Origin of the sequence: Paenibacillus puerhi (assembly GCF_009846885.1) — a bacterium.
Classification (GTDB): Bacteria; Bacillota; Bacilli; order Paenibacillales; family NBRC-103111; genus Paenibacillus_G; species Paenibacillus_G puerhi.
In genome coordinates this window covers 1-26539 of record NZ_WUWM01000053.1, presented here as the reverse complement: position 1 = coordinate 26539, position 26539 = coordinate 1, and the positions used below count along the sequence as shown (strand labels likewise).

The window sequence follows — 26539 nt, the reverse complement described above, 5'->3', positions numbered from 1 at the left end:
GGAATTTCGTAGCATAACTGATCACCGTCCATTAATTGTTATCTATATTATACCATATTAACGCGGTGTCGTCTTAAACTACGCGCAAATAAAAAGAGCTGTCGAGACTTTCTCGACAGCCTGAAGACCTACCCAAGGGTAGGTCTTTTTACGCTTAACTAGCGCTTCAGCTAATTGCTGTTCTCCTGTCCAGCGTTAACGCCACTGCATCCTCGAGCGCCCGGTAACCCCGGAGCTCGAGCCCTGACCTATAAGCCGGAGTACAGCGCCAGCTTGGCAAACATATCCTCCAGGGTGTATCGCGCATCCACATGATGATACACCCGAATCATTCTGTCGCTCTGGTTATGTACGTAGTACATATCCTCCGTAATCTGCGGCGCCGGCTTCAGCTCATAGCCGTACTCGTGATCGTCGAGCAGCAGGGAGATCGCCGGCGAATCGCCGAGCGACCAGGATTCGCCCTTCGGCCATGGAGCATCCGGGAACGCTCGTCCCGCCCAATCGTTAAAGTCGACCAACTGCTGGAACAAATAGCTGCCTAGCTCGCCGCAAGGCTTGACCCGATGCGCCAGCTCCGCGAGGCTGACGCGTATCGTCGTATAAACCGTATGGGGCACCTGCCACAAGTCGATACCGGAGGAAAAGACGACGTTCGCAGCATGAATATCGTTCATCAGGTTGTATTCCCAGCCGCCCTTCGGCCAGTGGCCGCCTCCGATCCAGATCGCCGTCAGCCTGCCGGCGATCGCCGGCTCCAGCAAATACGCCGCAGCCAAGTCCGTCAGCGGCCCCAGGAACACCACATACAGTGGTGCAGCATCGTCCGCCAGAGCTTCGCGGATGATCGCTTCGGCACCCTCGGAACGCTCAGGCGTCCGTTCGTCGTTCAATGCCTTCGCGGCACCCCGGTACACCGGCACCTGTCCCTGCAGATCCATCAGGGACAATAGCTTCTCGACTTCGTTGCAGCTCTCCTGCATCGTCGTTCCTATCATCCGCTTCATAAAGCGCTGTTCCGTCTCTTCAAACTGGGCTCCGATGATGCCCTTAATTTTGAAGCGGGGCGTCAGCAGCGCATGGACGATGGCGAACTGGTCGTCCGCCTCATTTTTCGCATCGGTATTGATGATGAGTCTGATTTTTTTCGTTTCCGGCACCTCATATGGCATGTTGATTCCCATGTTCTACGCCTCCTTCGCTCTACTCGTTACGGGTGCTGCTCAACGATAACGCGGATGCCGGCTTCATGCATCGCGTCCAAGACGCGGTCGACACTCGTAAAGTCAAACACGCCGTTCTGCGGCTCATGCGTGCTCCACGTCAATTCGGCGATGCGTACGTTATTGATGCCCGCCTCCTTCATCATCCGTATATCCTGATCCAGCCGCTCGTAGGGCATGTATTCATCGTAATAGGCTATACCGTACAACAGCTCTTTCATGCCCGGTCTCATCCCCCAGCCGCAGGTACTGCAGGTACGGCGTATTTCTGCGTCCGCTCATCCCGGATGACTCCGCTCCAGTTCAGCCCATAGGCGAAATCATACGCATGCCCATCCGTATCCACATGCACGGTCATGTCGTGCGGCACATCCTCGTCCTGCTCTTCCACGGTCTTCATATCCGCCGGCAGCTGCATCGGCAGCAGCCCGGAAGGCTCGGAAGCGCCGCTTAGCAAATCCAGAATCGCCTGATCCTGGACCCCGAAATTGACGAGAATCGCATCGACAAGCGGTTCATATTCCGCTACGACGCTCGGCTTCGTCAGCAGGAGCGAGACGATAACCGGCTTGTCGCCCATCGCTTGCTTTGTCCGCCGCACCAGTTCCAGATCCGCTTCGTTGAAGGCGGTGACAGTCTTGCCCTTGTAAGACCGGTTCATGACATCCTTGTCCCGGGCGTCGCCGGCGATGCTGACCTCACGGGCATGCTCCGCCGTATAAGGACCGTATTGAAGCGAGATCGGAACGTATCCGTTGCCTCCGGCAGCCGCATCCTCCCGGCTGTAGCCACTGCCGGAATGGGCGCCCCGGATCGCAACCAGCGCCACATCCGCTTCGTCCGGATTATCCGTCACGAGCATATACTTGCGTACGATTTGCAGATGGAGCGGATAATCGTCCACTTCCGGCGTCGGGAAGCCGATCCAGTCCGTTCCCGGCGGCGTGTATCGCTTCGGTAGGTAGACGGTCGTTCCTTTCGCAAGCGGCAGCACGCGGTTAGTATTTTTCAGCAGCACGGCCGATTTTAATTGAGCCTCATAACCGGCCTTCATATATTCGCTGCTGCCGACGATACGGGCCGTTTCCTGCACGATCAGGTACGGATTCTCGAACAGGCCGAGACGGAACATATTGCGCAGGAGCCGCACAGCGGACTGTTCGAAGCGGGCCCGCATATAAGCCTCGCCGTACCGCTCCGCGCCGATCCGATACGCTTCGAGAACCGGTCCGGCTTCGTTGTTGCCGCCGAACTGGTCGACACCGGCAAGCAGCAGCTTCAGATGGCGTTCTGCCGTCGTGTATCCGTCCTCCACGCCCCAGCAGCGACCGCCGGGGAACAAGCGGGTAATATCGCTGCCCTCGTCGTTCGTAATTCCCCAATCCGTGCAGACCACACCGTCGTAGCCATACTTCGTTCGCAGCAGATCGTTGATGAGATAGGCGTTGTAGGAGTTTCCGACATTTTCTCCATCAGCCGTATCCTGGTTCCACGAAATCGTGTAATACGGCATCACGGCCGATGCGGCGCCGGTTCCGCCCTTCAGTTGAAAGGCCCCTTCCGTAAACGGCTTCAGATGCTCGTCAAAGTTGCCTCCCGGATATACGGCGAACTTGCCGTAGCCGAAGTGGGCGTCCCGGCCGCCTTCGCCCGAGCCGCCGCCCGGCCAATGCTTCACCATCGCATTGACGCTGTCGTAGCCCCAGCCGCCCTCGATCTCTCGCTCGTCCTCCGACGTCTGAAAGCCATCGATATAAGCCTGCGCCATATCGGTACTGAGCTGCGAATCTTCGCCGAACGTGCCGTTAAACCGGCTCCAGCGCGGATCGGTCGCCATATCGATCTGCGGCGACAACGCCGTCGTCAGTCCCAATGCCCGATACTCCTTGGCGGCGATGCTGCCGAAGCGCCGCACCAGCTCCGGATCGAAGGTCGCGGCCAGTCCGAGCGGCTCCGGCCACATCGAAATATCCCCGCCTGCACCGGCGTTATACTCCGTGCTCGCATCGGAGCCATGACGCGGGTCCGAGCTGTTGTTGGCCGGGATGCCGAGTCCGATGCCCTCGGCCAGCGCCTGCACCCGATTGTTCCACCTCGCCGCCGTCTCCGGGCTGCTTACAGCCGTGACAAGCACATGCCGCAGGTGGTCCTTCGTCAGAAACTCGATCTGCGCGTCGCTCAGCTCATCCGGCTCGGCTCCACTCCCATCGAACGGCTTGCCCCCGTAGGTCGCAGGGAAAAAACCGAGCGATCCCGGTATCGCCTGATGCGCGCTGTAGAGCATCAGGCCTGCGATCTGCTCGATCGACATCCGCGACGCCAAATCCTTGGCCCGCACCTCGGCCGGCAGTCGCCAGTCCTCATACGGATCAAGCTTGCCGTCCCGACTAAGGTCCTTAAAGGCGAAACCGTCCGCCTCGATAAGGCTGACCCCGGATTCCTCGCTGTAGCCGAGCATAGCGCCGCCCTCGTTGCGGATATAACGGATCGTCCCTTCCGTGGCCGCTGCCTTCCACTTCCTGGTCATTGTCGTCCCTCCTCCGTTTCGTTTAGCCTCCGATCCGTATCGTATTGAAGGATTCCGGCTCAAGCTCCAAGGTATAAGTTGTCGTTCCTTCGTCAAGACGCAAGGTTCTCTGATCCAGGTAGGGGTTCGCCACCACGAGAATCCGATCGCCGCCCCGAAGCTCGAAGGCAAGCGCGTGTCCGGCCCACGGACCCCGCAGCCCTATGCGGACTGCACCCGGTGCGACAAAGTGGGAAAAGTGCATCATCACGAAGTATTCCGGATTGGGGACCGCCCGCTTCGTTGCCGGATCGATCGTCAGCATCGAGTTTTGCTCCCAGCCCCACGTGCTGCGTCCCTTCGGCTCAAGCGCCATGTTCCAGTACACATAGCTGTTGACACCGTTGGAGAAGTAGTGATGGTACAGGTTAAACACGTACTTCGCATACTCCCACGTGTTAGCGCCGTCGCCGCATTCATTCTCCGTCTGCATGTAGCGCAGCTCGGGATAGCTCTGGACTGTCCGCTGAATCGCGTATTTCCCGGCCCACTGATACCCGACGCCGCGAATGTAGGGGTACGCCTTCGGATTGCTCAGCACCGCTCCGGCATACACGTCATAATCGGATGTCGTTTTCTTCATCAGCTCCTGGTACGGCTCCGGCGCATTGATCGTCCCGAGCCATATTTCCGTATCCAATCCATGCTTCTCGAAAGCCGGACCCAAGTAGTCGCCGATGAACTCGCCCAGCTGTTCCCCTGTCCAGACGCAGGAAGGGAATTTCTGATCGGCCACGACTTCATTCTGGACATGGATCTGATGGATCGTGATGCCTTCCTCCCGATACGCCTGCACGAACTTGACGAAATACAGGGCGTAGGCCTCGAGAATTTCCTTCTCCCACCGCAAGGTGCCGTAATTGTACACCTTGGGCGATTTCATCCAGGTCGGCGGACTCCACGGGGAAGCGAACAGCACCAGATCCGGATTCAGCTTCAGTGCTTCCTTGATATAAGGAATCAGATAGCGGCGGTCGCGCTCGATGGAGAAGTGCTCCATCGCCACATCGCCGTCCGTCTCGTTCAGGCTGTACCAGTCCAGCGCATAGTCGCTCGCCCCGATCGGCAGCCGGCAGATGCTGAACTTCTGATCGCCCTCCGGGTGGAACAGAGAGAAGAACACCTTTTCCCGCTCCTCCTCCGGTACATGCTGCAGGGCGGCAAAGCCCAGCTCATTGAAGCAACCGCCGAAGCCCTCCACCGTTTGATACCGGTCGAGCGTTAGCGTCAAGTTAGCTCCGAAACCTTTCTCCGACTTTACAGCGGCAGCCTGTTTCTCCTGCCAAGCCGCTTCTTTCGTGCTGGATACCCAGCTCACGCTTCTTAGGCTCATCCTCCTGCTCCTTTCCCTTTACGCCTTGTCCAACCCGTTCAGCTCGGCAATATCATCTGCCAGCATCTGCTCCGTATAGCTGCCTCCGCCGAAGCCGACCAATACGCGCAGCGGCATATAGCGCATCATGGCCGTCAGCATCTCCGGATTGTCCCCCAGCGCCGCCTCCAGTCCAAACTTGCCCATAAAATACTTCGCCTTCTCCGCCGTCTTGGGATTGTCCAACAAATCGCCGATCAGGGTGTTGCGGTGATACGTCTGCGGAAGCTCCACGGAGCCTTGTACCTTGATGGTGGTACGAAGCTCGATGTCGCGGGACGACTGGCCGATAAGCAGCTCGAAGGCACCGCTTTCCACATGCCAATCGCCAAGCTCAGTGCAATAATAGGCGAACGCCCGGCGGTCGAGATCAAAGGCGACCGTCTTCGTCTCGCCCGGCGCAAGCTCCACCTTCGTGAAGCCCTTCAGCTCCTTGCGCGGACGGATGACGCTGCTCTGTACGTCGCTGACGTACAGCTGCACGATCTCTTTCCCCGGCACCCGGCCTGTATTCGTTACCTTCATCCGAACGGTGACGGTGTCCTGATCTGTGATGCTGGCTGCGGACACCGACAGGTCGCTGTAAGCGAAGCTGGTGTAGCTCAAGCCGTAACCGAACGGGAACAAGGGCTCCAGCTCCTTGGCGTCGTAATACCGGTAGCCGACGAACAAGCCTTCCTTATACTCCACCTTATCGCCCTCACCGGGAAAATTCAGATGAGACGGCGTATCGCTCAGCTTGACCGGGAACGTCTCCGCGAGCTTGCCGCTCGGACTGACATGGCCGAACAGCACATCCGCCACCGCGCCCCCGAACGCTTGCCCGCCCAAGTAGCCCTCGAGCACCGCCTTGACTTGACCGATCCACGGCATGACCACCGGCGCCCCGTTGCTCAGTACGACCACAACGTTGCTCTGCACGCCGGACACCGCATCGATCAATGCCTGATGATTAACGGGAATGTCAAGGTGCGTGCGATCGTAGCCCTCGGATTCGTACCGGTCCGGCAGACCGACGAACAGCAGGGCGATATCCGCCTTAGCCGCCGCCTGCCTCGCCTCTTCCAGCAGCGCCTCATCCTTCTCATCGCTGTCCAGCCTATAGCCTTGCGCATACACGAAGCTTACATCCGCTCCGGCGATCGCCTGCATCTGCTCCAGTGGATCGTCCAGCCTCGTCGGATTCACGTGAGAGCTGCCGCCTCCCTGATAACGGGGCTTTGTGGCGAACTCGCCGATCACGGCAATCGTTCCCCACTTCGGCAGCGGCAGGATACCGTCCTTATTTTTCAGCAGCACCATGCTTTCCTGCGCCGCCTGTCTCGCCAGACGATGATGCTCCTCCGGATCGAAGGCCGCATCCGCCTTGCGATTCTCCGTCGCCTTGAATATAAACCTCAGCATTCGCTCCACGGCTCTATCGAGCGTGTCCATGGACAGCTCTCCCTGGCGTACGGCATCCACGAGCTTGGCATCGCCGATGCCGCCGCTGGACGGCATTTCCAGCTCCAGCCCCGCCTTCAACCCCTTGACGCGCTCGTTCACCGCACCCCAGTCGGATACGACGAAGCCTTCAAAGCCCCACTCCTCCCGCAGCACCTGCGTCAGCAGAAATTCGCTCTCCGATGCGTACTCGCCGTTCACTTGGTTGTAGGAGCACATCACGCTCCACGGCTGCGACTGCTTGACGGCCCCTTCGAAGCTGCTCAAATAAATTTCGCGCAGCGTCCGCTCATCGATGATCGCATCAACCGACATTCTCCGGTGCTCCTGATTGTTCGCGGCAAAATGCTTCAGAGACGTGCCCACGCCCTGGCTTTGCACGCCCTTAATATGATTCGCCGCCAGCTCTGTCGAAAGATAAGGATCCTCCGAGAAATATTCGAAGTTGCGGCCGCACAGCGGGGAGCGCTTGATATTCGCGCCGGGCCCGAGCAGCACCGCGATATTTTCCGCCTGGCACTCCTTGCCGAGAGCTTCGCCGATAGCGCGAAGCAGATCGCGGTTCCAGGAGGAGGCCGTCCCGGCGGCTGATGGGAAGCAGGTGGCCGGCACGCTGTTATGCAGGCCGAGATGGTCGGCGTCGTCCTTCTGCTTGCGCAAACCGTGCGGGCCGTCCGTCACCATCAGCGACGGAATGCCAAGCCGTTCGATCCCCTTCGTATGCCAGAAGTCCTGGCCCGAGCAGAGGCCCGCCTTCTCCTCCAGCGACATGCCGGCTATCAACTCTTGTATAGTTGGACTCATGAACATTTCCTCCTCGGTTTATGTAGCGAATCGTTTCCGTAACCAGTTGACCGACATGTCGAACCAGACGCGGCACTCGGGACTCAGATGCTCGGGTCCGGCGGCGGTCGTCTCGTCGCAAAGCGATAAGCCATGTGCCCCGTCCTCAAAAACATGCAGCTCATACGGCACTCCGTGCTCGGCCAATGCGGCGGCAAACCGAAGCGAGTTCGCAGCGGGCACGAGGGCGTCGTTGGCCGTATGCCACACGAAAGCAGGCGGTGTCGCAGGCGATACGAATTCGACCGGACTCAGCGCTTTCCTCTCTTCATGAGACGGATCGGGGTTGCCAAAGACAGCTTGGTTAGCCAGCGCTCTGAACGCTTGAAGCTCTTGCTCTCCGCCCTTCATGACGAGATAATCAAGCACCGCATAACCAAGCACGATGGCATTGGGCTTCAGAAGCCGAGCTTCCGTCCCCAGCTTCTGCGCGAGCCACGGCGCATGCCAGTGAACGCCCAGGCTGGCCGCAAGATGGCCCCCCGCGGAAAAGCCGCACACGGCGACTTTGTCCGCATCCAGCTGCCATCGGTCGGCATGCTGCCTTACGGTCTGTATCGCTTTCGCCAGATCAAGGAGCGGACCGGGGTATCGGGATCGGTCGTTGCCCGGCGGCAGCTCGCCGCCCCGCTGCGGCGCTGACGGATATTGCGTACTGTAGCGCAGCACGAACGTATGGTAGCCCAGCGCCGCATAGCGCATCGCCACCGGCTCGGCCTCCCGGTCCGAGGTCCATACATACCCGCCGCCCGGGCAGACGATCACCGCCGGGCGCCGCTTTCCGGCGCCGTACTCCTGTGAAGCATCGAGAATATAGGCGTGAAGCTTTACGTTGTCATCGTCCTCACGCAGTCTGAAGCTTTCGATTAGCATATACATTCGCTCCTTCCAAGCTTTGATGTTTCCGACCTATAGTGAAGTCAACCTTAGAACACAAAAGGCTTCACTTCCGGCAGAGGCGGCAGCTGGCGCGTCAGCACATAGGTGAACCGGTAGTCCCCGGAGCCCGCCTCCAGCGTTACCCCCTCTTCGGACTCCTCTGCGACCTTCAGGCCCTCAGCCTGTTCCAGCGGCAGGCCGCTCTCCCTTACGCCGTCCACGGCGGCAAGCGGAAGCCTAATGACGCCTGTTGCATTGGCCGGTATGGTCACGCGGATGTCCACCCGATCCCCGTCCGTCCGCTCCCAGCGGCAGCGAACCTCGCCGTGCATCGTCTCCAAGCGTCCTTCGGCCCACTCGAGCCCAGCTCCCGGCGTCGGGCGAATATGCACGCGCTTGTAGCCAGGGTACCGCTCATCCGTCTGAATCCCGGCAACGACGCGGTACAGCCAATCGCCGATCGCCCCGTAGGCGTAATGATTGAACGAGTTCATATCGTCGCTCCAGAAGCTGCCGTCCGGCTTGATGCCGTCCCAGTGCTCCCAGATCGTCGTCGCCCCTTTGGTGACTTGATACAGCCACGACGGATAGTCCTGCTGGAACAGCAGCTTGTAGGCCACCTCCGGAGCGCCGTTGTCGCTCAGCACATGGTTCAAGTAAGGCGTACCGACAAAGCCGGTCGTCAGGTGGAATTTCTCGTCCTCCACCAGCTGCAGCAGCTTGCGTACAGAGCGCTCCTTCGCCGTGCCGTCCACGAGTCCGAACATCAGCGCAAGCACCTGCCCGGTTTGCGTCGGAATCGACAGCCGGCCGTTCGGCGTCAGGAACTCGTCCCGGAACGCATCCAGAATGCCCGCATGAAGCTCGGCATAACGCTGCGCATCCTCGCTGCGGCCAAGCGCTTCGGCCGCTTTCCTCACCAGGGAGACGGAATGCGAATAGAAGGCGGTCGCCACAAAATCCCGCTCCGTCGCGCCGACATAGCTGTCCGGCCTCGCATCCAGCGCCAGCCAGTCCCCGAAGTGAAAGCCTGTATTCCACAAATATTCGTTATCGCCCTGGATGCGGATGTATTCGACCCAGGCCGTCATGCTGTCGTACTGCTCCTCCAGCACACGCAGATCGCCGTAGCACTCGTAGATCGTCCATGGAATAATGACGGCGGCATCGCCCCAGGCGGCGGCCGACTGCCCCTTCTCCCCGAGTATATTCGGCACGACAAACGGCACTCCCCCGCCCAGCTTCTCCTGCTCGGCCTTCAAGTCATGCAGCCATTTGCGGAAAAATGGGGCCACATTGGACAGATAAGCCGACGTTCGGGCGAACATCTGCGCATCGCCGGTCCAGCCGAGCCGTTCGTCCCGCTGCGGACAATCCGTCGGTACGTCCAGAAAATTGCCCTTCATCCCCCATACTATGTTGTGCTGGAGCTGGTTGACGAGCGGATCCGAGCAGGAGAATTCACCGGTCGGCGCCATATCGGAATGAACGACGATGCCCGTGAAATCGTCAAGCCGGACCGGCTCCGGGAATCCGACCAAGCGAATGTAGCGGAAGCCTTGGAACGTAAAGCGCGGTTCGAACGTTTCCTGCTCTCCGCCCTTCAGCACATAGCGGATCGTCTGCTTCGCCTTGCGAATGTTCCCGACATAGAAATTGCCGTCCCGGTCGAGCACCTCGGCATGATGAATCTCGACCGCATGACCGGCCTCGCCTTGAACGGTGAACCGCACCCAGCCGACCATGTTCTGGCCCATATCAAGGACGGTCTCTCCCTTAGGCGTCACGAGGATACCCCTCGGCCGGATCGTCTCGATGCGGCGGACCGGGACGTTCTCCTGGGCGATCAGCACCGACTTCGGCAGCTCAAGCACGTCGACCGGGTGCCAGTCGGCATGGTCTTCGCAAGTCCCCTCCGGCGTGCTCCAGCCTGCGCGCGCAAGCCTCGCGTCGTATGTCTCGCCGTCGTACAGCTCGGACATCAGGATCGGGCTGCCCGCAGCCGTCCAATGAGAGTCGGTGGCCACCACTTCGTGACGGCCATCCTCGTAGTCCACATGCAGCTGCGCGATAAGCGCCGTCCTGTCCCCGTAATGACTATGCTTGCCTTCCCAGCCGAGCACGCCTTTGTACCAGCCGCCGGCAAGCCAGGCGCCGACGGCGTTATCTCCCTGGCGCAACAGCTCCGTCACGTCGTAGGCTTGAACCTGCAACCGCTTGTCGTAGGTCGTCCAGCCCGGAGTGAAATACGCGTCGCCGACTCTCCGGCCGTTCAGCTCCAGCTCGTATAATCCGCGAGCCGAGGCGTACACGCGGGCCGCTTTGACGGCGCCTGCGATGCGAAACCGGCGGCGCAGCATCGGCACCTGCGAAGGTGTCACAGGCGCAGCTGCAGCCGGTGCGGCGATCCAATCAGCGATCCACGCTGACGGACTTAACAGCCCCGCTTCGAAGAAGGCAGTCTCCGACCAGCCCGAGCATACTCCCGCTTGATTCCACGCCTGTACCCGGTAGTAATAGCGCCTCCGCGCTTCCACCTGCAAGCCGGCAAGCTCAACCAAGATCGAGCGATCCGACTGAACCGTGCCCGAGCTCCACATCACGGCTGCGAAGTCCGGCTCTGCCGACACCTCGATGCAGTACGACGACTGCATCGTGCCCCGCTCCCCGGCATGCAGCTTCCAGCTGATCCTGGGCCGCTCCGTATCGATCCCGATCGGATTCGACCGATATTCACATTGAAGGTCCTTAATCGCAAACATGGGCCACTCTCCTCACCTTCATGGGTTGTTCTGGATAAAAACCGTACCCCTTGGGAGTGGGTACGGTTTTGGGGATCGCCTGCGTTATTTTCCAGCCGTTTTCAGCCAAGCGTCGAACTGCTTCTGCTTCTCGGCGATGATTTTGTCTAGTCCTGCCGCCTTCAGCTTCGTATTGAACTCGCCGAGCAGCGCCGGATCAAGCGTACCGCTCTCCAGACCCGCCTTGTACTGGTTCAGTACGTTCGTGGCCGCAGCTATTTCGGTCTTCACCGGATCGACGTTCCAGGAGAAGCCAAGCGCCTTGGATTTAACCGCGTTTTGGTTATGCGCCTTCGTCAGCTCCCAAATTTTCGGATCGGTGCCTTCCCATACGTAGGTCAGGAAGTTGTTGCCGATCTCCCACTGGTTGAACTGATAGCCGCTTTGCTTAACGCCGTCCGGCAGCTTGATGTGGTTGCCGGTTGTTTTCACGTAGTGCTTACCCTCGATCCCAAGCGCCAGAAGATTCATAATGTCTTTGTCCGTATAGAGCAGGTTCATGAATTCCATCGCTTTTTGCTTGTTTTCGCTGTTCTTCGTAACCGACATCATGAAGCTGCTGATCGCATCGGCCTTTTGAATCGCAGGGGACAGACGGACCGCGACGAGCGGCATGCCAGCCAAATTGCTTTCCTGCTGCTCGAAGCCGGGCTTCATGTTGGAGAAGTACGAGAACGCCTTGCCCGCTTTCACCAGGTTCACGCCGATTTCCTGAGATGTGGCGATGTCCTTCATGATATAGCCCGCCTTGTACCACTTGTTGACCATGTCCAGGGTTTCCTTGTAGGCCGGAACCTCGAAGTAATTCACAAACTTGGTGCTGTTGCCGGGATCGAGGAGACCGCCCAAGTTATCGCCGATCGAATCCACGTTCACATTGAAAATATTGGTCGCAGGCATTGCGGTATTCGTCTGCTGTACCAGCGGCGCGAGGCCCGGCTCCTTGTCCTTGATCATCTGGTACACCGGCTCCAGATCGGCCCAGGTTTTGATCTTGCTCAGATCGATATTGTGCTTATCGACCAGATCCTTGCGCATGATCACGCCGTAGTCGGCGCCCATATCGCGCAGGCTGGCGACGCCGTATATGCGGCCGTCTACCTTGGAGCCGTTCAGCACGTCCTGGCCCACTGCCTCGATAACGCCTTTGCCGTATTGGTTCAGCAGCTCGTCCAGCGGCTCGAGCTGCCCTTTGGCCACCTGACTCGCATAGTTGAACAGCGAGGAGGATACCATCAAGTCCAGCTTCTCGTTGCCGGCCAGCATGAGGTTCGTCTGCTGCGTCCAGTTGGCGATGCTGATCGGAATCAATTTCACCATCGCATTGATCTTCGCCTTGGACAGCTTATTGATCTCTTCCTGAATGAGATTGACATCCGGCATGTCGTTCAGTTGGATATACGCCATTGCCACCTCATAAGTCTTGCCGTCTCCGGTCCCGGCCGCGCCGCTCTCTCCCTCCTTCGATTTGTCGCCGCCACAGGCAGACAAGATTGTCGATGCTGCGAGCACCAAGCTAAGTGCGGCACTGGCTGCTTTCCATGATTTCACCATGTGTATTTCCCCCTCATCTGATGATGGTGTTCTTTCCTTAGACTACCTGAATCGGTATACTTGGGTCGGGCGCTTGTCCCTTATCCTTTGACAGCGCCGATGGTGAGGCCTTTGACGAAATATTTTTGGAAAAACGGATAAGCGATAAAGATAGGTACAATGCCGATCACCGCAATCGCCATGCGTACGGTATCGGTCGGAATGTTGGCGGCGGCTTGCGATGCATTGTTCATCGAGCTCTTCTGCAGGAACTGCAGGTCGTTGAGCATCCGGTTCAGCATGTTCTGAATACTGTACAGCTTGCTGTCGGTGATGAACACCATCCCGTTAAACCAGTCGTTCCAATACGAGATCCCGAGCATAAGTCCGATGGTGGCCAGGATCGGCAGCGACAGAGGCAGCACGATGCGGTAGAAAATCTTGAATTCACCCGCTCCGTCCATATACGCCGACTCAATGACCGGCACGGGGATCGACGTGCTGAAGAACGTCCGGATCAGCAAGATGTAGAAGCCATTCGTCAGCAGGCCGGGAATGATCAAGGCCCAGATCGTATTCTTGATGTGGAACACCTCGGTGTAGATCAAGTAAGTCGACACGAGTCCGCCATTGAACAGCATCGTGAAGAAGACGAGGAAGCTGAGCGTCTTGCGCATCGGGAAGTCAGCGCGGGACAGCGGATAAGCGAGCAGCGTCGATATCGCAAGCCCGACGACCGTGCCGACGACCGTTATGAAGACGGTAATGCCGTAAGCCCGGATTAGCGAAGCAGAGGTCGCCGCCATATAGGTGTAAGCATCCAAGCTGAACGCACTAGGCCACAGAGAGTAGCCTTCGTTGATGATGGTCTTCTGATCGGTGAACGACGCTATGAAGAGCAGTAAGAACGGAAAGACGCAGGCCGCAACCATCAGAATAAAAATCACATGCACGAGCGGCTGATTCATATGGTTCGTTTTCATCGGGCATCACGTCTCCTCTCTAGAATAAGGCTTGCTCCGGACTCCTCCGGCGGATGATAGCGTTCGACAGCAGGACGAGCGTGAAGCCGACGACTGATTGGTAGAAGCCCGCAGCGGAGGACATGCCGATGTCGCCTAGCGTCATCAATCCCCGGAACACGTACGTGTCGATCACATCCGTAGCCGGCTGCAGCGGACCGGAATTCAACGGTACCTGGTAGAACAAGCCGAAGTCGGAGTAGAAGATACGCCCGATGCCGAGTAGGGTCATTACGACAATCGTAGGAGACAGGAGCGGCAGCGTGATGGTGCGGATCTGCTGCCATTTACTGGCGCCGTCGAGCGTAGCCGCCTCATAATATTCGCTGTCAATGCCCACGATGCCGGCAAGGAAGATGATACATAGATAGCCGACATTTTTCCATATATTCACGATCGTCAGGATAAAGGGCCAATACTTCGGCTCCGAATACCATGAGATCGGTTCGATACCGAACAGGGGCAGGATCTGATGGTTCAAATACCCGTTCTCCACATTCAGCATGGCGAGCGCGAGGTAGCCGACGATCACCATCGAGATTAAGTACGGCAGCAAAATAATGCTTTGGTAAAACCGGGACATAAACCGGTTCTTCACCTCGTTCAGCAGAATCGCTACCGCGATCGCCAGTGCCGTATTGATGAGGATGAAAAACCCGTTGTACATGATCGTGTTGCGCGTGATCAGCCAGGCGTCAGACGTCTTGAACAAATATTCAAAGTTTCTCAGACCGGCCCAATCGCTTCCTAGAATGCCTTTGCGGTAGTTGATGTCCTTGAAGGCGATGATGACGCCGAACATCGGTAAATAGTTGTTGATCGCCAGATACAGCATTCCAGGCAAGATCATCAATATCAACGCACGGTAGCGTTTGAATGTTTTCCAGGCATGCCGCCATTTGCTAGGACTCTTAACGGCTGACAGGTCGGCTTGCAGCACTTCCGCCTTGGTATTCATGCCGCACCTCAACTCCTTCCCTTGTATGATCTTATTGTAAACGACTCCTGCGAGGTCCGCTTACCAGGAATCCGACTTCTCACTTTCGTTATTCCGACACTCGCTTGTCCAAACAAAAAAACCACCTCCGCGCCGGCGAAAGTGGCTTGTGCTCTGCAGCATTATGATCTTCCGATCTGCTTCCGGTATTCGGCGGGACTCAGACCTGTGAACTTCTTGAAGATGGTGGAGAAATAGGACAAATTCGAATACCCGGCTGACAGTCCGACCTCGCTGACCGATACGTCCGTTGAAGCGAGCAGCTCCTTCGCATATTCGATGCGCTGCTGCTGCAGATAGTCCGAGATCGACAGCCCTGTCTCCTTCTTGAACACCCGCGTTAAATAATCGGGATTCAAATACACGTGACCTGCGATGTCTTCCCTGGATAAGCCCGGCTCGGAAATATGGCCCGTGACGAACTGCTTGACCTTGTCGACAATGGACATATTGTTCTCGGTCGAGTGGATGTGATTCAGCGCCACTTCAATAATATAATGTACCCATTCCTCCAGGGCCGTTACGGACCGAAGCGCCTCCTCGGGCTTCTCCGTGAGCAGATTGTCGGCAAACACCTGGCTCACCTGCAGACCCTTGGACTGAAGAACGAAGAACACCCATTGCAGGAAGCCCTGGTAGAAGGTGTGCAGGAACGGCGCGCGTACCCCTTCCTTGAGGTCCCTAAGCGATTGAAAGTACGTCCTGACCGCCTGCTGGAGGCGCTCTCTGGCCCCCTGCTTCATCCACTCCGTCCATTCTGCCGCAGACGGCAGCTCGATCTGCCGATGGTCGGCCTTCCCGCCATAGGGGCGAAACGGAATAACCTCATTACTTGCGGTCACATTGTCCTCAGCCCGCAGGACGAGCTCGCTCGCCACGGCCGGTATTCTCGCGATCTCGGCGGGTACGCCCGGATAACAGATCACGTCGCAGGAAAAATAATGGTTGCAGCAGCGAATATACTCCTCGCAATCGGCCATCAGCCCGGCTGCCGGGAGCTCGTTCTCGAAGGGAACGACGGCGATGAGCGTATGCGGCTTGAGCGATACGACGGCTGCACGGGGATCGTCCCGGCCGATCTGCTCCTCGACCGCTTTGCGAAGCGCATAAGTCATGATCTGCTGATCCCGTTGATTCAGCTGCTTGTACCACCGCTCAATCCGGATGAGCACAGGCGTGAAGCGGGACGTCTGGATATGCTGCAAATTATGGGCGGTCAGCTGCTCTTGTATTTTATCCGGAATCGCAGGAATCGTCTGCTCAAGCAGGCTTTGCCAGAACCTTTCCTTCATCAGCGGCCGATGCGCTTCCCAGAGCCGATAATAGTGCTTATACGTCTCCTCGAAGGTGTGCAGCTCCCGATCCTTCCTGATTTTGGCGATCGCCCGCAGCAGCACGTCCTCCAGCTCCTCATAGTCGACCGGCTTCAGCAAATAATCAAAGCTGTCCAGCTTGATGGCCCGCTTCGCATAACCGAAATCGGAATGACAAGTCAGAAACACCGTCTCCGTCTGGGGGGAATGCTCGCGCACCCAGGATAGCAGGTCGATCCCGGAGCCTTGCGGCATCTCGATATCGCAAATCATCAAGTCGATGCGGTGCTCGGCGTACACCTCCTGCGCCTGCTTCATGCTGTGAGCCGTAAACAGCTCGGTCACCCGCACCTTGCTCCAGTCGACGCCGGCTTGCAGGCCGCGGACCGCGTGAACCTCATCGTCTACAATCAGCAGTTGAACCATCATCCTGCCCTCCCCGTTACGAATGAAGAACCGGCATGCGGATACAGATCCCGGCGCCGCCATCCGTATTGTTGTAAAATGCGATCGAAGCCTGTTGATCAAACAGCAGTTGAAGCCTTCTCCGTACGTTCCAGATCCCAATATGCTCGCCTTCGTCCTTGGTCAGGTTGCCCTGCTCCTGCAGCTGCCTCAAGATCGGCTCTGGAAATCCGGGTCCCGTATCCTCGATGCGAATGACCATTCGCTCGCCCTGCTCCCCCGACTCGATCCCCACCCGAACGTCAATATGCATGCGCCTGTCCATATCCACGGTATGCTTGATCACATTCTCCACGAACGTTTGGATGACGAGAGGCGGCACCATGCAGACCAGCGCCGCGTCCGGGGCCTCGATCCCATAGGACATAATGCCGGGGAACCGCAATTCCTGGATGCGCAAATAATTTTTCGTATGGAGCAGCTCGTCCTTGAGCGTCACAAGATACGAGTTGCTGCGGAACATAAACCGGAAATACTCAACCAGGCACCTCGTCATCTCTTGGATGAGCTTATAATCCTTCACGGTAGCCAGGTTGTAAATGATATTGAGCGCGTTGAGGAAAAAATGCGGATTGATCTGAAGCTGCAGATGCTTCAGCTCGGCGCGCTGGTGATTCAGCTCTTCCTCGTAGACGTGAATTTTCAGGTGCTCGATTTCCGTAATCATCTGATTATACGTGCGGTTCATCAGCTCGAACTCGGTGGAGGTGGGATACTGATCGATCTGCGAATTCCAATTGCCGTCCCCGAGCTTCCGCATCGCCTTGATGATCCGGTAGATCGGAAGCAGAAACACTCTTCTCATGAAGATGATGAACACAACCAGCAGCAGCAGAGCCGCGAGCGAGATCGCAGAAGCGATTCGCTGAAGATAAGGGAGCTGTTCCATCACCGTCTTCTCGGGAATTAAGGCGAATAAATAGAACGCCCCCTTCCTCGAATGCTCCGCCATCATCAAATAACGGGTCTTCGTTCCAGTCAAAGCATACGGCTCTTCGGCTGCCGTCAGCCGGATTCCATGTGAGCTAATCGTCTCCTGTAGGCTCATCGGCTCCATCTCGTCCGTCGCCAGCAGCGACATCCCCGAAGAGCCCAAATTAATCAATTGCAGAGGAACGATCAGCTTACCCGCTTCCATCCACGCCCCGACATAGACCTGCCCGGTTTTGATAATATGGTAAGCATAGTACTCGCCGCCGACCTGCCGTGTGGACCATCGGTTTACATCCATTTTGAACTGGCTGTCTTGAACGATCCGTTTAATTTCTGCGGCAACCACATTCCGTTCGTTATACCCCTTGCCTCCTCGCTGGGTCACGAGCAGATCATCGTTTTTCTCCGAATAAATAAAGATCATGTCGAGACTGGAATAAAAGCTGAGATCGTTATTGATCGTGTTGAACAAGCGCAGCTTCGCTTTCGTATAGTTGTTCGGATCCATCGTCTGGGGCTGGTCGATTTCCAGAAGATCCATGTTGGTTTGGCTCATATTGATCAAGTAGTTGTCCACTTCCTGCAGACTGCGGTCGATTTGCCCGAGGTACAGGCTCAGCAAGTTTTTGTTGGATTGGGCCACCTGCTTGCGCACGACATCGGCGGAATAATGATTCATCAAGATAAGAATCACGATAAGCGGAAGTATGGTTATGACCAGGCCCACGATTAGCTTGAACTTCAGGGAATTGAACGTAGATCTCCAGCTGCTCATCGAATGCTCACCATCCCTGTATGGAGTTGCCCACATTATACCGCTGCTATCCGCAGGACACAATCCCAGCGCAAGCACCCAACCTGCGATTCACATCGAACGAGACTCATGCATCTATTATGAAGGAGCATACATCGAGATGCTCACCATGAATCCGACTTCTTGACTGCATAAAACCGACTTCTTGCCCCAGGTACGAACAAATATCTCCATTTTTTATGCAAAAACAGCTACTCTTAGCGCCATGGCGCTCGGATTGCCCCCCGAGCAATTTCGAAAAAATGCATTGGAATGCTAAGAGGGAGCTCATCTTTGAGCTCCCTAGCTTTACCGTTTCACTACTTCACTTCTTCACTGCTTCACTTCTTCAGAAAGCCCCAGCCGGATAAACTGCTCCTCCGGACAATTCTCGTCCCTCATCGCTTCGATCAATTGCTTTACATAATAGGACTCAAGCTTCTCGTCCCGAATAGGCTTCTGCTGCCCATAGTCCGATTCGATCTGAAACAGCAGCGACTCCTGAAAATGCGCTGAAAACCTAAACGGCTCTCCCTCATGACTGGTCGGAATCCGGAATGCGGGATAATCGGTGCGGCCTAGGAACCTGCCGGCTTCAATTTGCCGCTCGATCCCTGATCCGTAAAAACGGTGAATCGTTGTCGGCACAGCCGTGTAGGCATAGCAAGGGTAATTATCCGTCCGGGCCGGCGCTCGCAGATACGTGCAGCTTCCATCCGTCATGTTCACGCTCATGCCAAACATCCCATAGAGCGCCACATCCCTTAGTTTGTTCCTGGAGCCGTCCAGCAGACCGAGCAGCGACCGCCCCTTGACGGATGCCGGGATGTCCAAGCCGAAATAGTCCAGAATGGTCGGCATGAGATCGATATTTTGCGTTAACGCCTTGATTCGCTTAGGACTGCCGGAAAAGCCCGGCGCATGCACCATAAGCGGCAGATGAGCCACCTCATTGTAGGCATGCATAAAGTTTTTGCCTGTCCATTCATGCTCGCCCAGCAGAAAACCGTGGTCGGTGGTGAAGATAACAAGCGTATCCTCCCATAAATTTTGCTTATCCAGCACATCCAGCAGCTTCCCAAGCCAGGCATCGATCATCGACAGATTGGCGGCATATCGCTTGCGCAGATGACCGGTCGCTTCTTCCGGTTCGGTCACTCGGCCGTAATGAGGCCAATTGTACAAGGGACCGCTATAATCGTCTTGGTACTGATCCAGATAATGCTGCGGACAATCGAACGGCTCATGCGGATCGAATGCTTCCACCATGAGAAAGAAACGGTCTGCACCCCTGTTATCCTCCAGCCACCGGCAGGCGGCCTGCATCGTTCGTGGCCCGGGGTAATCTTCTTCATCGACATACGCTGTGCGATTTTTCTCGTACTGCGGAAGAACCTGCCCGTAGTAGGACTCCGGAAGCGAAGGAGGTCTAACCCTGGATACCCACGGATCGGTGACCTGTCCCCGCTGAAAATCCCAGGTGTCGAAAGCCTGGCAGTAATTTTCTCCGCCAATGGCGAAATAGTGAAAATGATCCGTCACCATATGCGAAAACACACGGCCTTCCCGCAGCTTATGCGGCAAAGTCACATCAAAAGGCTCTATTCCGCCCCACCCCCGCTCCAGAAACGAAAGACGGCCTGTCAGGATGTCCCGCCGAGCCGGCATACAAGGCAGCGAACCGGACCAATGCTGATCGAAAATAACGGATTTTTCGGCCAGTCTGGAAATATTCGGCGTCTTTACCCAAGTCTGCTCATTGTAGGCCTCCAGCATATGACGGTTTAAGGTGTCCAGCAAAATGACTATCGCTTTCATCTTCTATTCCCCCTTGGAGAAATAAATAATCTGGAATCCTTGGCCCTAGGCACGACGTCCGAAGTCTTCATATACCAGTCCAGCATATCCTCTTCCAGCTTCCTTTTAATGGACGCATAGTCCGGATCCTCATAGACGTTGTTCAGCTCGTCCGGGTCCTGCTTCAGATCATATAGCTCATTCTTATCCGCAGTACGGCGAATCAGCTTATAATCCAGCGACCGGATCATCGTGGTTCGGCACACGCTTGCCGGATGCTCCTGCTGCTGTCTTCCCTTCGGCCAGTACGGGCTGCCGGGATGAGCGACGAAGAAGGAATCCGCTTCTTCTCCACCTTCGAAGCAGTGAGGCTCCCTCAAGTCGTACCCGCCCTCCGCAAACACATACCGCTCGTGGTCTCCGGCTTCACCGCTAAGCTGCGGGACAAGCGAACGCGCGAAGTGATCGTGCCGAGGCTCTATACCTGCGAGATCAAGCACGGTTGCCATCGTATCGAACAGTTCCACCTGCTCCTTGACAACATGACCGGATCGGCCGGAAGGCGTTCGGATCAGAAGAGGAACCCGCGTCAAGCAGTCCTCCATTCCTGTCGGCCATTTCTCAACCAAGCCGTAATCGCCCGCATAATCTCCATGATCCGAAGCGACGATTACCGTCGTATTATCCATATAACGGCCTTCGGTTAAGGTGTCCATCAATTTCCCGAATACCTCATCTACGTGACTGATCATCCCCAGATAAACCGCGTGCACACGCTCCAAGGTCTTATCCTTGATCTGATCCAGCCTTCGGTAGCTTCTGATCAGCTTATGGAAAGAAGGCTTACGCTCATCCGCAACTGCTCGAAGCTCAGGAATATCCTGAGCCTGGTACATGCTATAGTAGGGCTCCGGAATCACGTAGGGCGCATGAGGAGTCAATGTAGGCAAAAAGATCATGAACGGCTTCTCCCGAGCCTCATCCGATTGTAAAAAGCGGATCGCTTTTTGAATGTAAGCCTCCGTCTCCGTCTGGCTCGTCTCGCTTACATCCGGCTCCATCAGGAAGCTGTAGTAACGCGGATCGTCCTCGGCGAAAGGGTTTTTCTTCCCAAACGTATCCCGCTTCATTTGCCCATAGTCCAGAATGGCGTCATCGCCTAAAATTTCCTTCAAATAGTCAGAGGAATAAAGATCATTTTTTCCAAACCATTTGATCTGGTAGCCTTCTTCCTTTAGGTATCTGAATAAACTAGGCTCATGCGGTCGCAGCAAATGCCAGAGCGTCCGGTGACCCGACACATGTGGATACAACCCGGTCATCATGCTGCAGCGCGACGGCGTGCATACCGTATTTTGCACATGGCATTGCTCGAACCGGACGCCCTGCTCCGCAAACCGGTCGAGGTTCGGAGTTTGCACCAGCGGATGGCCGTAACAGCCCAAGCTCTCCGCCCTCATTTCATCGGGAAAGAAAAAGACAAAGTTCATGTTTGGCCGTGTCATAAGCGCACCTCATTTGGGGAATAGTGAAAGTCTCTCCTTGTCAATCAAATTGTAACCGCTATCATTCGATCTTTAAACCTGCTTTTTTTGACTTTAGGCAGGGCTTTTTTTTAGATGTCCGGCTCCTCGGGCCAATTGTTCGCTCCCTAGTTGCGTGAACAGGTAGTAAAAAATTGAACCTCCAAAGTAAAAACATGACTCTTATGTAAGCGACGGTAAGCGTTTACAATTAAGATGAGAACCCTATATATACGATTAAGGAGAGAAATCGAATGACACCGAACCCATCCCCCTATCAAAATCGAAATCTTCCGGTCGAAGAACGAGTGGACGATTTGCTTGCCAGAATGACGCTTGAAGAAAAAATCGCACAACTAAGCTGTATCATGTGGAATCCCCACCTTACGGATGACCGGCAGGAGCGGGCGATCTGTCATGGGATCGGGCAAATATCGACCATCTTGTTCGGAAAATTGGACGGCCCGAGCTCTTGTGCCCAGCTTATTCATCGGATTCAGCTGCTCTCCGTTGCGCAAACCCGATTAGGGATTCCCGCCCTTTTCCATGGAGAAGCCTTATCTGGCGCTATGCTGCCGGGCGCTACCAGCTTTCCCTTGGCGATCGGTTTGGGCGCCACCTGGAAACCGGACCGCCTTCAGGAAATGTCCGAGGTGGTGAAGAAACAGTTCCGCTCTTTAGGAATCCGTCATGCGCTTTCCCCTGTATTAGACGTGGGGCGCGACCCGCGCTGGGGGCGTATAGGCGAAACGTTCGGCGAAGATCCGACACTCATTTCAGCATTAGGAGCAGCGTATGTCAACGGACTGCAGGGACAGCAGCTGGAGGAAGGCGTAGCGGCTTGCGCCAAGCATTTCCTGGGCTACTCCGTGACCGAGGGCGCTTTGAATATGACCGAGGAGCAAATTCCCCCGAGAACGCTTCGCGAGGTGTATGCCAAGCCTTTCGAGGCCGTTATTCGTAAAGCGGATATCGCGTCCGTCATGAACTCCTACAGTACATTGGATGGAGAACCGATCATCGCCTCGGAGGCCGTTCTAACGGATCTTCTGCGCGGAGAATTAGGGTTCAAGGGCCTCACGGTATCCGATTATAGATCTATAGATAAGCTGGTCACTTCTTTCCGAACCGCGAAGGATATGAAGGATGCCGGGATTCAGGCGATTAAAGCCGGTATGGATATGGAGCTTCCTCATATCAACGGTTACGGCACCCATTTGCTAGAAGCAATTCAAGCCGGTGAAGTCGATCTGTCCTACGTCGAACGATCCGTACGAAGAGTGCTAGAATTAAAGTTCCGGCTAGGGCTGTTCGAGAACCCTTATCCGGAAGCAGAGCGCATCGAAGCGGTATTCCATCAGCCTGTTGACGATCAATTATCGCTGGCGATTGCGCGGGAATCGGTCGTTTTAGTAAAGAATGAGGATGACCTCCTGCCGTTGTCCCCAAGCTTAAGGAAAGTAGCCGTCATTGGGCCCAATGCGAATTCCTTGCGCAATATGTTCGGCGGGTACTCCCATCCTGCGAGCAAGGAGTTATTCTTCGGCATGGCCAAAATGGTAGGCGTTGAAGTGTCCGAGTCTGCCCAGTTGCCCTATGAAGATCAATTGCATGCGCTGGAGACGGAATATTTGCCAAAAATGTATCCTCATCTCTCGACCTTATATCATGAGCTGCAATCCAGACTTCAGCATGCAGAGGTTTCGTACAGCCAAGGCTGCGAGCTCGACGGCTCCGATCGATCGGGGTTTGAAAAAGCCGTTCGCCTGGCAAGCCAAGCCGACATGGTCATTATGGCCGTCGGGGGAAAGGATGGATTCGGCAAGCCATGTACGACTGGAGAAGGAAACGACTCTTCCCAGATTGGTCTGTCCGGCGTACAGGAAGACCTTGTAAAAGCCGTGCATGCATCCGGTACGCCTGTCGTTCTCGTGCATATGAGCGCCCGCCCGCTCAGCAGCCCATGGATTTCCGCACATGTCCCTGCTATCTTGGAGGCATGGCATCCTGGACAAGAGGGGGGACGAGCCATCGCGGATATCCTCCTTGGCGACTACAACCCAGGGGGGAAGCTGCCCGTCAGCGTAGCCAGAAGCGCGGGCCAAGTGCCGGTCTACTATGCTCATCGCAACGGAAGCGGGTACGAAGGCCGAGGCGTAGATTTGTTCGTCAGCAAGGAGGGCTATGTGAATGAGTCCCTGGAGCCGTTATATCCTTTCGGTCATGGACTTTCTTATACCCAATTCTCCTACTCGGAATTTGAACTATCCCATACTCAGGTAAGTCCGGATGGGGAGATCGAGGTCTCCTGCACGATTACCAACACCGGATCAAGAGCCGGTGACGAAGTGGTCCAATTGTACATGCGTGATGTCATTGCCTCTATGGCACGACCTGTTAAAGAGCTGGTCGGATTTCAACGCATTCATCTTCAGCCGGGAGAAAGGAAGCGTCTATCCTTCCAGGTGTCGATGACCCAGCTATGCTTCCTGGATCGGAAGATGCAGTGGATCATTGAGCCCGGAATGATGTCTGTGATGATCGGTACTTCTTCGAGAGAGTTGAAATGGGAAGAGACCTTCGAAATTGTCGGGAATCCGACGGTTGTGGGGGAAAACAGAGAGTTTTTCAGCCAGGTCAGGATTCGGGCATAAGAGCTGGGAGTAGGAGAGCTTAAGGAATCGTGCAGGCCCATGCGCAAATGCATGGGCCTCTCACAGATCCGGAATTCGGGTGGTCCCAATATTCGCGATCTTGCTGATAATACTCCCCTATCCTTATGAATGCTAATGAACCGTAACCGAATATTTGGAAAAATTGACTTGACCGGAACCGGAGGCAACTTCAGTCCCAAATTCCACGCTGCTAACACCCACACGTTACCATAACCAAGTGAAAAGTACTTGCTCTACAGTTGAGCGAAGTTTCCTCGCTACAGGAACCCGGATCCAAGGGGATATGAATAGATCGAAAATGACTCGTTAAGGCTTCGTTTTATCTTCATTAATCAGGCGCCGGAAATCCGTAACCGTGCCAATCCTCTCTTCTCGGGTATACCTTACAAAGTAACTTCGGTCCCCATAAGTCCGTGTCCGGGGGATGAATAGAATCAAGATTCCGCTGTTCCAGCCAATGAAGGCTGACAGGGTGGTCCGAACAGATAAAATCGCCCAACCTATTCGGGCAATACAAGCGATACACAAGTGTGCGCGCCTGGGTCTCAGCGAATGAACGCCAACGTTCGTTCAATAGCGGGAACTGCCCCCGCTTATTCGGATATGAAGTTAGAACCGCAATTTATTATTTGATGTGGTAGACTATAGATACCAGTCTATGGAAGGAATGAAAATATTGACCACTATCAAAAATAATCCATTTAGAAAGCAAGAAATTAAGTACACTGATCAAGTAGGGTCGATTGATCTTATCTCTAACTGTCTCGAATTAGTTGGTGAGTTAAGGATCCAGAAGGTTATTCGAAAACAATGCGGAGGATTACCTTGCCTTAAAAAAAATCACCCTAAAGGAAAAGGCATCCTACCTTTCAGAGCTTGCCGACCGGGAATTGAAAAAATGACAGGTCGTGACTCTCAGATCCCTAGCGTTGTTACGCACTTCGAGCTCGAGCAAAACTATAGATAAATTGAGAGGTAGTGGTTTAGTGTTCTCAACAAAAAAAATGTATCTTGTTATTTCTATCTTAGTTATATTGATGTGCGGATGTTCAGATACTCCTAACACTCAAAAGGAAATTCCTAAATTAGAAGGAGAACTATTTGATTTGAAATTTGAGATTCCTGACGCAAAATTAAAAAGTAATGAAAGGGTTCCAATAAAGACATCGTTGCAAAATCTAACCGATGAAAAAATTACTATTGAGCATGCTGCTGTAATGGCATTTATTTATGTCTATGATTTAAAAGGGAATGTCGTAAAGATCCTTCCTGATGCAATCCTCTCAATCGCTGTTAACAAAACCATTAACCCTTCGGAGATATATGAACCGGGTACAGAATTGCCGCCAGACGAACAGAGATCAATATCTCTATCTGGCACTGGAGAATACATTCTTCAGGCTAAAAGTGAATTAAGATTAAAGGGAATAATCGAAAACCAAGATATCCCCTATACAGTTGTTTCAAAACCTATCTTAGTTGAAGTTAACTAAAATGCGTTTTGCTGAAATGCTAAACCGCCAGGCTCCGTATAATCAGTGCTAGACTAGGCAGCAATACAAAACCATGCGGCAGTCAGACTGAAAATTTTAAGTCCAAGGCTGCTGCTGTTTTTTTTGTACTAACGTTCTCCGTTTCCGGCCAATACCTGTCATAATGATGTGCCCTCAATCAGCGTTTTTGTTCCGGAGCACTCGGCTGCCGACGCCGATGCCTACTGGTTCGCCCGAAGCCCGTATCCCTCGACCCGGCCGCCCCAGGCGGGATGGATCGCTTGCATTCTGCGAACGCCCCTACCGCCGGCACCAGCTCCCTTTTGCTGTCCGAATCCATTCTGCAGGGTTTAAACCGCGTTCAGTTCCACCTAAAGTATGAATGCCCGCACCTGGCTGTCTTCTTGACGTCCGGATCAATTGGCGATGCGGCCGTCACTCGGCTTTTCGATGCCACGTACCTCTGCTACATTCGTGTCCGCCACCGCGAGTCCGGTCCATGCAGCATTTTATTCCGCAAGCCCAGTCGATGGTTCTACTAAGCAATTTTAATATAGAGATACCCCTGCATATTGCAGCCCATCCCCCCTGCATATTGCAGGGGTATCGGTTAAATGCCCTCCCTGCATTTTGCACCCCTATCCCCTCCAAATTGCAGGGGTCTCCCCCTCCCTGCAAAAGGAAGGCCCAGGGGGTGCAAAAACGCACCACTAAGTATTATTAATTATAAGTATAATAAATTATATAGATTGAACTGAAAAACTTCATACCTGAACAAGCAGACGGTCTATGACTTCAAGAGGCGATTTATTGATCCGTTTCATGAAAGCAGCGACATGAGAACGAATCACATAAAACTTATGGAAAA

General features: G+C 55.2%; 15 protein-coding genes and 1 pseudogene. 2 read left to right on the top strand and 14 right to left on the bottom strand.

Annotation, left to right across the window (positions count from 1 at the left end; all coding sequences use genetic code 11):
* Positions 1-248: 248 nt before the first annotated feature.
* The 14 genes and pseudogenes from GSF01_RS28345 to GSF01_RS28280 form a co-directional block, all read right to left on the bottom strand.
* Positions 249-1184 (bottom strand): nucleoside hydrolase, encoded by a 936-nt coding sequence (locus tag GSF01_RS28345; RefSeq protein WP_235941783.1) that lies wholly within the window; start codon positions 1182-1184, stop codon positions 249-251.
* A 41-nt stretch (positions 1185-1225) separates the two neighbouring features.
* Positions 1226-1444 (bottom strand): annotated as a pseudogene (locus GSF01_RS28340) (beta-galactosidase); the annotation flags it as partial.
* An 8-nt stretch (positions 1445-1452) separates the two neighbouring features.
* A complete protein-coding gene (locus GSF01_RS28335; protein WP_159888621.1) occupies positions 1453-3750 on the bottom strand; it encodes a glycoside hydrolase family 3 protein in 2298 nt (765 codons plus the stop codon).
* A gap of 22 nt (positions 3751-3772) precedes the next feature.
* Complete coding sequence (locus tag GSF01_RS28330; protein ID WP_159888620.1) at positions 3773-5122, bottom strand: glycoside hydrolase family 30 protein; 1350 nt, start codon at positions 5120-5122, stop codon at positions 3773-3775.
* Between the two features lie 18 nt (positions 5123-5140).
* Entirely contained in the window at positions 5141-7408 is a 2268-nt protein-coding gene (locus tag GSF01_RS28325) for a glycoside hydrolase family 3 C-terminal domain-containing protein (protein WP_159888619.1), read from the bottom strand.
* 18 nt (positions 7409-7426) lie between these two features.
* The gene (locus GSF01_RS28320; protein WP_159888618.1) at positions 7427-8320 is read right to left on the bottom strand and encodes an alpha/beta hydrolase; all 894 of its coding nucleotides are present in this window, start codon (positions 8318-8320) and stop codon (positions 7427-7429) included.
* Positions 8321-8373: 53 nt separating this feature from the next.
* On the bottom strand, positions 8374-11088 hold the full coding sequence (locus GSF01_RS28315) for an alpha-L-rhamnosidase (RefSeq protein ID WP_159888617.1): 2715 nt from the start codon (positions 11086-11088) through the stop codon (positions 8374-8376).
* 84 nt (positions 11089-11172) lie between these two features.
* On the bottom strand, positions 11173-12681 hold the full coding sequence (locus GSF01_RS28310; protein WP_159888616.1) for an ABC transporter substrate-binding protein: 1509 nt from the start codon (positions 12679-12681) through the stop codon (positions 11173-11175).
* A gap of 80 nt (positions 12682-12761) precedes the next feature.
* Positions 12762-13643 (bottom strand): carbohydrate ABC transporter permease, encoded by an 882-nt coding sequence (locus tag GSF01_RS28305; protein WP_159888615.1) that lies wholly within the window; start codon positions 13641-13643, stop codon positions 12762-12764.
* A 19-nt stretch (positions 13644-13662) separates the two neighbouring features.
* Complete coding sequence (locus GSF01_RS28300) at positions 13663-14640, bottom strand: ABC transporter permease (RefSeq protein ID WP_407945810.1); 978 nt, start codon at positions 14638-14640, stop codon at positions 13663-13665.
* A 161-nt stretch (positions 14641-14801) separates the two neighbouring features.
* Complete coding sequence (locus GSF01_RS28295) at positions 14802-16421, bottom strand: response regulator transcription factor (protein WP_159888614.1); 1620 nt, start codon at positions 16419-16421, stop codon at positions 14802-14804.
* A gap of 13 nt (positions 16422-16434) precedes the next feature.
* Complete coding sequence (locus tag GSF01_RS28290; RefSeq protein WP_159888613.1) at positions 16435-18165, bottom strand: sensor histidine kinase; 1731 nt, start codon at positions 18163-18165, stop codon at positions 16435-16437.
* 351 nt (positions 18166-18516) lie between these two features.
* A complete protein-coding gene (locus tag GSF01_RS28285) occupies positions 18517-20001 on the bottom strand; it encodes a sulfatase (RefSeq protein WP_159888612.1) in 1485 nt (494 codons plus the stop codon).
* Positions 19998-21485 (bottom strand): sulfatase-like hydrolase/transferase, encoded by a 1488-nt coding sequence (locus tag GSF01_RS28280; protein ID WP_159888611.1) that lies wholly within the window; start codon positions 21483-21485, stop codon positions 19998-20000. The genes GSF01_RS28285 and GSF01_RS28280 overlap by 4 nt, the downstream gene beginning before the upstream one ends.
* Before the next feature lie 272 nt (positions 21486-21757).
* On the opposite strand from GSF01_RS28280, the gene GSF01_RS28275 reads away from it, so the two are divergent.
* Positions 21758-24157, top strand: a complete 2400-nt coding sequence (locus GSF01_RS28275) for a glycoside hydrolase family 3 N-terminal domain-containing protein (RefSeq protein WP_159888610.1) — start codon at positions 21758-21760, stop codon at positions 24155-24157.
* Positions 24158-25164: 1007 nt separating this feature from the next.
* Entirely contained in the window at positions 25165-25671 is a 507-nt protein-coding gene (locus tag GSF01_RS28270) for a hypothetical protein (RefSeq protein ID WP_159888609.1), read from the top strand.
* Positions 25672-26539: the final 868 nt, after the last annotated feature.

What these genes read in the sequence shown, in the direction of transcription:
- GSF01_RS28345 (WP_235941783.1), bottom strand. Translation starts at nt 1,184, where the DNA reads ATGGGAATCAACATGCCATATGAGGTGCCGGAAACGAAAAAAATCAGA.
- GSF01_RS28335 (WP_159888621.1), bottom strand. Translation starts at nt 3,750, where the DNA reads ATGACCAGGAAGTGGAAGGCAGCGGCCACGGAAGGGACGATCCGTTAT.
- GSF01_RS28330 (WP_159888620.1), bottom strand. Translation starts at nt 5,122, where the DNA reads ATGAGCCTAAGAAGCGTGAGCTGGGTATCCAGCACGAAAGAAGCGGCT.
- GSF01_RS28325 (WP_159888619.1), bottom strand. Translation starts at nt 7,408, where the DNA reads ATGAGTCCAACTATACAAGAGTTGATAGCCGGCATGTCGCTGGAGGAG.
- GSF01_RS28320 (WP_159888618.1), bottom strand. Translation starts at nt 8,320, where the DNA reads ATGCTAATCGAAAGCTTCAGACTGCGTGAGGACGATGACAACGTAAAG.
- GSF01_RS28315 (WP_159888617.1), bottom strand. Translation starts at nt 11,088, where the DNA reads ATGTTTGCGATTAAGGACCTTCAATGTGAATATCGGTCGAATCCGATC.
- GSF01_RS28310 (WP_159888616.1), bottom strand. Translation starts at nt 12,681, where the DNA reads ATGGTGAAATCATGGAAAGCAGCCAGTGCCGCACTTAGCTTGGTGCTC.
- GSF01_RS28305 (WP_159888615.1), bottom strand. Translation starts at nt 13,643, where the DNA reads ATGAAAACGAACCATATGAATCAGCCGCTCGTGCATGTGATTTTTATT.
- GSF01_RS28300 (WP_407945810.1), bottom strand. Translation starts at nt 14,640, where the DNA reads ATGAATACCAAGGCGGAAGTGCTGCAAGCCGACCTGTCAGCCGTTAAG.
- GSF01_RS28295 (WP_159888614.1), bottom strand. Translation starts at nt 16,421, where the DNA reads ATGATGGTTCAACTGCTGATTGTAGACGATGAGGTTCACGCGGTCCGC.
- GSF01_RS28290 (WP_159888613.1), bottom strand. Translation starts at nt 18,165, where the DNA reads ATGAGCAGCTGGAGATCTACGTTCAATTCCCTGAAGTTCAAGCTAATC.
- GSF01_RS28285 (WP_159888612.1), bottom strand. Translation starts at nt 20,001, where the DNA reads ATGAAAGCGATAGTCATTTTGCTGGACACCTTAAACCGTCATATGCTG.
- GSF01_RS28280 (WP_159888611.1), bottom strand. Translation starts at nt 21,485, where the DNA reads ATGACACGGCCAAACATGAACTTTGTCTTTTTCTTTCCCGATGAAATG.
- GSF01_RS28275 (WP_159888610.1), top strand. Translation starts at nt 21,758, where the DNA reads ATGACACCGAACCCATCCCCCTATCAAAATCGAAATCTTCCGGTCGAA.